The sequence below is a fragment of the Kitasatospora sp. NPDC127060 genome (genome assembly GCF_042724935.1).
GTDB lineage: Bacteria > Actinomycetota > Actinomycetes > Streptomycetales > Streptomycetaceae > Kitasatospora.
On record NZ_JBHXEG010000045.1, the window covers coordinates 59,138 to 67,897 of the forward strand.

General features: G+C 74.4%; 6 protein-coding genes. 4 read left to right on the forward strand and 2 right to left on the reverse strand.

From position 1 onward, the window contains the following. Positions 1-7: 7 nt before the first annotated feature. Positions 8-4,573, forward strand: coding sequence for a hypothetical protein (locus tag ACFWIS_RS23805; RefSeq protein ID WP_380456725.1), 4,566 nt, complete (start codon positions 8-10; stop codon positions 4,571-4,573). 16 nt (positions 4,574-4,589) lie between these two features. Beyond that, positions 4,590-5,348 (forward strand): metallophosphoesterase, encoded by a 759-nt coding sequence (locus ACFWIS_RS23810; protein ID WP_380456723.1) that lies wholly within the window; start codon positions 4,590-4,592, stop codon positions 5,346-5,348. On the opposite strand, the gene ACFWIS_RS23815 is transcribed toward ACFWIS_RS23810, so the two are convergent. Together ACFWIS_RS23815 and ACFWIS_RS23820 are read right to left on the reverse strand one after the other, a co-directional pair. After that, positions 5,320-5,742 carry a hypothetical protein gene (locus ACFWIS_RS23815; RefSeq protein ID WP_380456721.1) on the reverse strand — a complete coding sequence of 141 codons (423 nt, stop codon included), beginning with the start codon at positions 5,740-5,742 and terminating at the stop codon, positions 5,320-5,322. The two genes, ACFWIS_RS23810 and ACFWIS_RS23815, sit on opposite strands and share 29 nt — an antisense overlap. Before the next feature lie 157 nt (positions 5,743-5,899). Continuing rightward, entirely contained in the window at positions 5,900-6,595 is a 696-nt protein-coding gene (locus ACFWIS_RS23820) for a FadR/GntR family transcriptional regulator (protein WP_380456719.1), read from the reverse strand. A 168-nt stretch (positions 6,596-6,763) separates the two neighbouring features. Between ACFWIS_RS23820 and ACFWIS_RS23825 the strand changes: the two genes are divergently transcribed. Both ACFWIS_RS23825 and ACFWIS_RS23830 read left to right on the forward strand, forming a co-directional pair. After that, the gene (locus tag ACFWIS_RS23825; protein WP_380456717.1) at positions 6,764-7,318 is read left to right on the forward strand and encodes a gluconokinase; all 555 of its coding nucleotides are present in this window, start codon (positions 6,764-6,766) and stop codon (positions 7,316-7,318) included. Further along, positions 7,315-8,712, forward strand: coding sequence for a GntP family permease (locus ACFWIS_RS23830; protein WP_380456715.1), 1,398 nt, complete (start codon positions 7,315-7,317; stop codon positions 8,710-8,712). The genes ACFWIS_RS23825 and ACFWIS_RS23830 overlap by 4 nt, the downstream gene beginning before the upstream one ends. Positions 8,713-8,760 lie beyond the last annotated feature (48 nt).

Here is an 8,760-nt window from a genome sequence, read left to right on the forward strand (position 1 = left end):
GCCGCACATGTACGAGCTCAACCGGGTCCGCCTCTACTCGATCGGACCGGCCGGCGCCCGCTACGCCGACACGGTGCTCGACCTGCGCGGTGTCGGCGAGCCCGTCGCCGACCCGGCCCCGCAGCAGATCGGCCTGTTCGGCGAGGACGCCGACGGCCCGGTCCGCCGCCCGGCCCCGGCCGGCGTGCTCTTCCTGGAGAACGGCGGTGGCAAGTCCGTCCTGCTCAAGCTGATCTTCTCGGTGATGCTCCCCGGTCACCGCAACACCCTCGGCGGCGCCAGCTCCGGCGTGCTGCGCAAGTTCCTGCTCGCCGACGACTGCGGCCACGTCGCCCTGGAGTGGCAGCACACCGTCACCGGCGAACTCATCGTGGTCGGCAAGGTCAGCGAGTGGCGCGGCCGCCAGGTCTCCTCCGACCCCCGCAAGTTCGCCGAGACCTGGTACTCCTTCCGCCCCGGCCCCGGCCTCACCCTCGACTCGCTGCCGGTCGCCGAACGGATCAGCCTGGCCGGCGACCAGAAGGCCCGCGGCCGCCGCCGCACCATGAAGGGCTTCCGCGACGCCCTCACCGAGGCCGGCAAGGCCCACCCCCACCTCGACCTGGTCTTCGAGGACGGCCACGACCGCTGGACCGAACACCTCGGCGAACTCGGCCTCGACCCCGAACTCTTCCGCTACCAGCGCGAGATGAACGCCGACGAGGGCGAGGCGGCCGGCCTCTTCGCGGTCAAGCAGGACAAGGACTTCACCGACCTGCTGCTGCGCGCCGTCACCGACACCCGGGACACCGACGGCCTGGCCGACCTCGTCCACGGCTTCGCCGCCAAGCTCGGCCTGCGCGCCGAACTCACCGCCGAACGCGACTTCACCGCCGGCTCGCTCGACCTGCTGGAACGCATCGTCGAGGCCACCGCCGCCCGCGAGACCGTCCGCGAGGCCCACCGCACCGCCGAGCGCCGCGCCCGCCGCCTCGCCCACGCCCTCACCTCCCGCGCCGCCGCCGAGCGCGACCGCGCCCAGGACCTCGCCATCGAGGTCGCCGCCGCCGCGAGCGCCGTCACCGCCGCCGAGGCCGACCGCACCCGGCACAGCCTGATCGCCGACGAACTCACCCACCGGCACGCCACCCTGAGCCTCGCCGCCGCCACCGCCGAGGCCGCCGCGCTGCGCCGTGAACTCACCGACGCCCGCACCCTGCACTCCGCCTGGCAGGCCGCCGAGGCCGTGCTGCGCCAGCGCGCCGCCGCGGACCGGGTCGCCCGGGTCGCCGTCGCCATCCGCGAGGCCGAACTCGACGCCGCCCCCGCGCTCGCCGCCCGCGCCCGCGCCGCCGCCGCGCTCGCCCGCGCCCTGGAAGCCGCCGCCACGGCCGCCGAGACCCGCGCCGACACCGAGGAGCAGCGCGCGAGCGAGCTCCAGGAGGACGGCGGCAAGGCGCAGTCCGCCGCCACCGAGGCCGCCACCGCCGCCCAGAAGGCCCGCAGCGAGGCCGAACACCTCCGCCAGCGCCTCGCAGAGGTCGAGCAGGAGACCGAGGCCGCCGTCGAGGCCGGCTTCATCGACTCCGACGGCGACGTGGACCCGGCTCGCGCCGCCCTGCACGCCGCCGACGTCGAGCAGGCCGCCGCCGCGGCCCTCACCCAGGCCCGGACCACCGCCGAGGCCTGCGCCGCCCGGCTGCGCGAGGCCGCCGCCGCCACCTCCCGCGCCGAACTCGCCGCCGAACGGGCCGGCGACGCCCGCAAGGACGCCGCCCGCGCGCTCGCCGCCGAGCAGCGCACCGCCGCCCTGCTGGCCACCGAGCAGCGGCTCGCCGACCTGCTCTCCCTGACCCCCTACCAAGAGGGTGCCGAGGAGGACGCCGGCTTCCTCACCCCCGCCGTGCTCGACCGCAACGCCGAGTACCTGCGCGAACTCCTGGACGAGGCGATCGCCACGGCCGAGCGCACCCTGTTCGACCTCCGGACCGCCGCCGCCGACGACTCCCGGATCCTCGCCGCACTCGGCGACGGCGGCCTGCTGCCGCCCGGCCCCGACGTGCTGGCCACCGTCGAGTACCTCGCCGAGCACGGCATCCCCGCCCTGCCCGGCTGGCGCTACCTTGCCCAGTCCGTCGACCCGGCCGACCACGAGGCGATCCTCGCCGCCCGCCCCGAACTGGTCGACGGCGTGGTCGTCACCGACCCGGCCTCGCTGGAGCGCGCCCGGGAGGCCCTCCAGGCCGCCGCCCTGCTGCCGCGCTCCACCGTCGCGGTCGGTGCCGCCGCCTCGCTGGTCGCCCCGATCACCGACGAGCCCGCCTTCTTCCTGGTGCCGCCGAACCCGGCCATGCACGACGAGTCCGCCGCCGACGGCGAGCGCCGCGAACTGCGCGCCCGCGCCGCCGCCCGCGAGGAGCACATCCGCGAACTCGCCGGCCGCCTCGGCGCCGACCGCGCCCTCGCCGCCCGCCTCGCCTCCTGGCACGCCAGCTGCCCGCCCGGCACCCTGGCCGAACTCGCCGCCGCCGCCGAGGCCGCCCGCGAGCACGCCGAGCAGGCCGCCGCCGCCCTGGCCACCCTGCGCGCCGACCACGACGAGGCCGAGACCGACCACGCCGCCGCCGCCTCCGCCCACGAGGAGCACCGGGAGACCGCCCAGCGTGCCCGCCGCCGCGCCGACGCCCTCTCCGGCCTCGCCTTCCGGCTGCGCGAGCGCGCCACCTGGGCCCGCCGCCAGCGCGAACTGGCCGAGGACGCCGCCGAGTGCGACCGCCGCCAGGCCGTCTGCGCCGAACGAGCCCGCACCTGCGACGAAGACCGCCGCGCCGCCCAGCGCGCCGCCGACGACGCCCGCCGCACCGTCCGCGCGCTGCGCGCCGAACGCGCCGAGATCCCCGCCGCCGAGCAGGCCGACGAGCCCGCCGAGCAGAGTGCCCCCGCCGCGCTGCCCGCCCTGCGCGAGGCCTACCGGGCCGCCTCCCAGCTGTACGAGAAGGTCGGCGTCGGCGCCGACCTGCGCGCCGAACAGGCCCGCGCCGAGGGCGACGAGGCCGCCGCCGCGACCGAACTCGACCGCCTCACCAACAAGGTCCGCACCCGCGCCGAGGAACTCCTCGGCAGCCCCGACGGCGCCGACGGCCCGGCGCGCCAGGCCGCCGCCGCCCGCGCAGAGGAACTGGTCGCCACCATCGAGGCCCGCTCGGCCGCCGCCAGCGAGCAGCTCGGCCGGCTGCGCGGCGACGCCGAGCGCTCGGCTCCCGCAGACGGCGAGGCGCACACCGAGCTGCCCGAGGAGCTGGTGCCCACCGACCCCGAGCACGCCCAGGTTCTGCTGCGCACCGCCACCAGCCGGCTCGCCGAGTGCCGCGAGGCCGTGGACGCCGCCCGCACCGCCCACGCCGACCTCCTGCGCACCTTCGACACCGCCCAGTCCGCCGCCGCCGACTTCGACGAACTGGCCGGCCAACTGCGCGACGGCCTGCGCGAGCAGCCGGAGGACGACGCCCAGCCGGTCGAGCCCTACCTCGGCTCGCTGCCCGAGGCCCGCAACGCCTCCACCGACGCCCGCCGCGGCCTGCGGACGGCCGTCGGCGAGCTGTCCTCGGCCGAACTCGCCGTCCGCGACGCCTCCGACGCACTGGTCCGGCACGCCAACGCCGCCCGCTACGAGGCCGTCCGCACCCCCGCGCGCCAGCAGATCCGCGAACTGCCGGCCTCCGCGCTGCCCGAGCACGCCGCCGCCTGGGCCGCCGCCTTCGCCCCCCGACTGCGGGTGCTCACCGACGAGCTGACCCAGCTGGAGAAGAACCGCGGTTCGATCGTGGACCGGCTGCGCGGACTGGTCGAGTCCTCGCTCACCACCCTGCGCGCCGCCCAGCGGCTGTCCCGGCTGCCCGAGGGCCTGGGGGAGTGGTCCGGCCAGGAGTTCCTGCGGATCCGCTTCGAGGACCCGGACCACGCCACCCTGGTCGAACGCCTCGGCGAGGTCATCGACGAGGCCACCCGCGCCGCCGTCCGGAAGAACAGCGACCTGCGCCGCGACGGCATGTCCCTGCTGCTGCGCGGTGTCGCCGCCGCGATCGGCCCCAAGGGCGTCAGCGTCGAGATCCTCAAGCCCGACGCGGTGCTGCGCGCCGAGCGGGTGAGCGTCGGCCAGATGTCCGACGTCTTCTCCGGCGGCCAGCTGCTCACCGCGGCCATCGCGCTCTACTGCACGATGGCCGCGCTGCGCGCCAACGACCGCGGCCAGTCCCAACTGCGGCACGCCGGCACGCTGTTCCTCGACAACCCGATCGGCCGCGCCAACGCCACCTACCTGCTGGAGCTCCAGCGGGCCGTGGCCGACGCACTCGGCGTCCAGCTGATCTACACCACCGGCCTGTTCGACACCACCGCGCTCGCCGAGTTCCCGCTGGTGATCCGGCTGCGCAACGACGCCGACCTGCGGGCCGGCCTCAAGTACATCTCGGTGGAGGAGCACCTGCGCCCCGGCCTGCCCGCCCCGCAGGACCCGGACGGCCCGACCATCCACGGCGAGATCACCGCCACCCGGATGTTCAAGCGCCCCCCGGAGGTTCCCGCCCAGCAGTGAAGCTAGCGTGATCGTCATGTTGACGATCGCGCACCTCAGTGACATCCACCTCGGCCAGGTCCACCGCCGGGACGCCGGCAAGCGGGCCCGGCGGCGGGCCGAGCAGGTGATGGCCTACCTCGACGCCCTGCCCGGCCCGCTGGACGCGGTGCTGGTCACCGGCGACCTCGCCGACCACGGCCTGCCCGAGGAGTACCGGCAGGTCGTCGAAGTGCTGGACTCGCGGCACCCGGTGCTCACCTGCCCCGGCAACCACGACGTCCGGGCGCCGTACCGCCAGGTGCTGCTCGGCGAGGAGCCGTCGACGGATCCGGTCAACCGGCTGCACCGGCTGCCCGGTGTCGACGTGTTGATGCTCGACTCCTCGATACCCGAGCAGAACGACGGCCTGCTGGCGGACGACACCCTCGACTGGCTGGATGCCCGACTCTCCTCAGGCCGCCAGGAGTTGCCCGCGCTGGTGGCCTTCCACCACCCGCCGGTCGAGCTCTGCATCCCGAGTATCGACCGGATCCGCCAGTTCGGCGAGGCCCGCCTGGCGCAGGTGCTGCGCCGCCACCCCCGGGTGGCCGCGCTGCTCTGCGGACACTCCCACACCCCTGCCGCGACCACCTTCGCCGGCCTGCCGGTGCTGGTCGCGCCGGGGGTGGTCTCCACCGTCACGCTGCCCTGCGAGGGCGGGCGCGGCATCAGCTTCGACCACCCGCCGATGCTCGCCTTCCACGTCCTGGACGACGCGGGCCGGCTCACCACCCACTACCGGGTCGTCCCCTAGCGGTCGACACCCCGCGCTGGTACGGCTGTTGGGGCTGCTGCTGCGGGTACTGCTGCGGGTACTGCGGCGCCGCCCCGCCGGCCCGGGGGAACGGCCGGGCGGCCAGTGGCTCGGGTGCGACCCGGCTGCCCGCCATCGGGGAGGCGGAGTTCGGCCCGCGCAGCCGCTGGGCGGCGACCTGGCGGGAGATCAGGATCTCCAGCAGGCACCACATCGTGCCGAACACCCCGAGCCCCATCGCGAGCAGGGCGGGCGTCATCAGCCAACTGCCCGCGTACGAGGCCAGCGTCGCGACCACCACGCCCACCAGGGTGAAGGCCAGGCAGAGCACCGCCCGGACCGCGGCGGAGCGCACCTCGTCGGGCAGGCGGCGACGGCGGCGTGGCACGGACATCGGGCGACCCCCAGGCGCGAATCCGGTGGCGTACGGGAAGCGGGCGCACACGAAACGCGCCCCCTTGCCTCACTCTGCCCCGCGGAACCCGGACCATGCGTCCGAATCCGTTGAATTGCCGCCAAATCGTGTCATCCGGACAGGCGGTGGCGCCCGCTCACCCCAACTGGAGGTTGAGCTCCTCCATGGCCCCCGTGACGATGGTCCGCATCGCCTGCTCGGCGTGGACGGCGTCGCCCGAGCAGATCGCGTCGGCGACCTCCCGGTGCAGCCGGATCGCGTACGGCTCCGGCTGATGGGGCATCAGATGGTACTCGGTCCGTCCGGTGAGCACCGCTCCCACGGTGTCCCCGAGGTGGGCGAACATCTCGTTCCCGGAGGCGCGCAGGACCAGGGCGTGGAAGGCGATGTCGTGCCGGAGGAAGGTGGTGAGGTCCGCCTCCCGTGCGGAGACCGTCAACTCCACTGCCAGCGAGCTGAGTTCGCGTCGATCGTCATCGGTCGCGTGGGTCGCGGCGAGGGCGGCGGCGGCCGGTTCGACGGCCATCCGGAGCGAGCCGAGCGAGCGCAGTTGGGCGGGCCGGTCGGCACCGGCCAGGCGCCAGCGGATCACCATCGGGTCGAAGACGTCCCAGAGCGACTTCGGCTGGACGGTGATCCCGACCCGCCGCCTGGACGCCACCAGGCGCATCCCCTCCAGGACGCGCACCGCCTCCCGGACGACCGTCCGGGACACCCCGAACCGCTCCTCCAGGTCCTCCGCGCGCAGTACCGCGCCCTCGGGGATCTCCCCTGACGCGATCGCCGGCCCGAGCTCGTCAAGCACCCGACCGGGCAGCCCCTGGATCTCCATCCGCCCAGCGTAGACGCCCCGGCCCGAGGCCTCCCGGCCGCCTCCGCCGCCACCGGGCGCACTGCGACCGAGCCCACACAGTAAAAGTATGACGATTTGGTTTCCGCTACTTGAATACGTCATATCTTTGAAGCGATAGTGGCGGCCTGCAACGAAGGAGCACCACCCATGGCTCTCAACGTCGAGAACCGAGCCGTCCCGGACGTCCCCCTCACCGTCGTGGTGATGGGTGTCTCCGGTGTCGGCAAGACCACGCTGGCCCGCCTCCTGGCCGACCGCCTCGATCTCCCCTTCGCCGAGGCGGACGAGTTCCACCCGCCGGCCAACATCGCCAAGATGTCCGCCGGCATCCCGCTGGACGACCAGGACCGCGAACCCTGGCTGCGCGCCATCGGCGCCTGGCTCAGGGAGCGTGCGGAAGCCGGCACCGGCGGCGTGGTCACCTGCTCGGCGCTGAAGCACGGCTACCGCGACATCCTGCGCGCGGACGCTCCGGACGCCTTCTTCCTGCACCTCAGCGGCGGTCACCAGCTGGTCGAGGACCGGCTCTCCCACCGCTCCGGCCACTTCATGCCGACGTCGCTGCTCGGATCCCAGTACGCCACCTTGGAGGCCCTGGGCGCGGACGAGCGCGGCGCGGTCCTGGACGTGGGCCCGTCCCCCGAAGAACTCGTCGAGATGGCCGTGGCGCTGCTGCGGCCCGTCAATGGAGACCTCGCGTGAGCAGCCTTTCCCCCACCCTCCTGGCAGCCGCCCCACCGGCCCTGCCGCACACCGGCAGCAACTCGCAGCTGCTGATCGCGGTGCTGCTCAGCATCGGCGTGATCGTCCTGCTGATCACCAAGCTGAAGCTGCACCCGTTCCTCGCCCTCACGCTCGGCTCCGGCCTGCTGGCCGCCGTCGCGGGCGCCCCCTTCGACAAGCTGCTGAGCAGCTTCTCCACGGGCTTCGGCTCCACCGTGGCCAGCGTCGGCCTGCTGATCGGCCTGGGCGCGATGCTCGGCAAGCTGCTCGCGGACTCCGGCGGCGCCAACATCATCGCGGACACCGTGCTGTCCCGGACCGGCAACAAGGCGCTGCCGTGGGCGATGGCGCTGATCGCCGCCGTACTCGGCCTGCCGCTGTTCTTCGAGGTCGGCGTCGTCCTGCTGATCCCGATCGTGCTGCTGGTCGCCCGCCGCGGCAACGTGCCGCTGATGCGGGTCGGCATCCCGGCGCTGGCCGGCCTGTCGGTGCTGCACGGCCTGGTGCCCCCGCACCCGGGCCCGCTGGTCGCCATCGACGCCCTGAAGGCCGACCTCGGCATCACCCTGGCGCTCGGGCTGCTGATCGCCGTCCCGACCCTGATCGTGGCCGGTCCGCTGTTCGCCCGGGTCGCCGAGCGCTGGGTCGGCCCGCTGGAGGTCCCGGCCGCCGTCACCCCCGAGGAGAAGGCCGAACGGGAGCACACCCCGTCCTTCGGCGCGGTCATGGCGACCATCCTGCTGCCGGTCGTGCTGATGCTCGGCAAGGCCCTGGCCGACGTGGTGATCGACGACCCGAAGGCGGTCGGCCAGCGGGTGCTCGACTTCATCGGCTCCCCGCTGATCGCCCTGCTCGCCGCGACCCTGCTCGGCATGCTGACGCTCGGCAAGGCGGCCGGCTTCGACCGGGCGCGGATCTCCGACACCGTCGGCAAGGCGCTCGGCCCGATCGCCGGCATCGTGTTCATCGTCGGCGCGGGCGGCGGCTTCAAGCAGACCCTGATCGACGTGGGCGTCGGCGACATGGTCAGCCACTGGTCCGCGGAGTGGCACATCTCCGCGCTGCTGCTGGGCTGGCTGATCGCGGTGCTGATCCGCCTGGCCACCGGCTCGGCGACGGTCGCCACCATCACCGCGGCCGGCATCGTCTCCCCGCTCGCCGCGAACATGTCCTCGACCCACGCGGCCCTGCTGGTGCTCGCGATCGGCGCCGGCTCGCTGTTCCTCTCGCACGTCAACGACGCCGGCTTCTGGCTGGTCAAGGAGTACTTCGGGATGAGCGTCGGGCAGACTCTGAAGTCCTGGTCGGTGATGGAGACGATCATCTCGGTGGTCGCGATAGCGCTGATCCTGCCGCTGAGCATGCTCATCTAGCGCACCAGCGCACCCCACCGCCGAGGGGCGGCACCCGTACCGCACGGG

Coding starts and splice junctions, on each gene's coding strand:
- ACFWIS_RS23805 (WP_380456725.1), top strand. CDS start 8: ATGTACGAGCTCAACCGGGTCCGCCTCTACTCGATCGGACCGGCCGGC.
- ACFWIS_RS23810 (WP_380456723.1), top strand. CDS start 4,590: ATGTTGACGATCGCGCACCTCAGTGACATCCACCTCGGCCAGGTCCAC.
- ACFWIS_RS23815 (WP_380456721.1), bottom strand. CDS start 5,742: ATGTCCGTGCCACGCCGCCGTCGCCGCCTGCCCGACGAGGTGCGCTCC.
- ACFWIS_RS23820 (WP_380456719.1), bottom strand. CDS start 6,595: ATGGAGATCCAGGGGCTGCCCGGTCGGGTGCTTGACGAGCTCGGGCCG.
- ACFWIS_RS23825 (WP_380456717.1), top strand. CDS start 6,764: ATGGCTCTCAACGTCGAGAACCGAGCCGTCCCGGACGTCCCCCTCACC.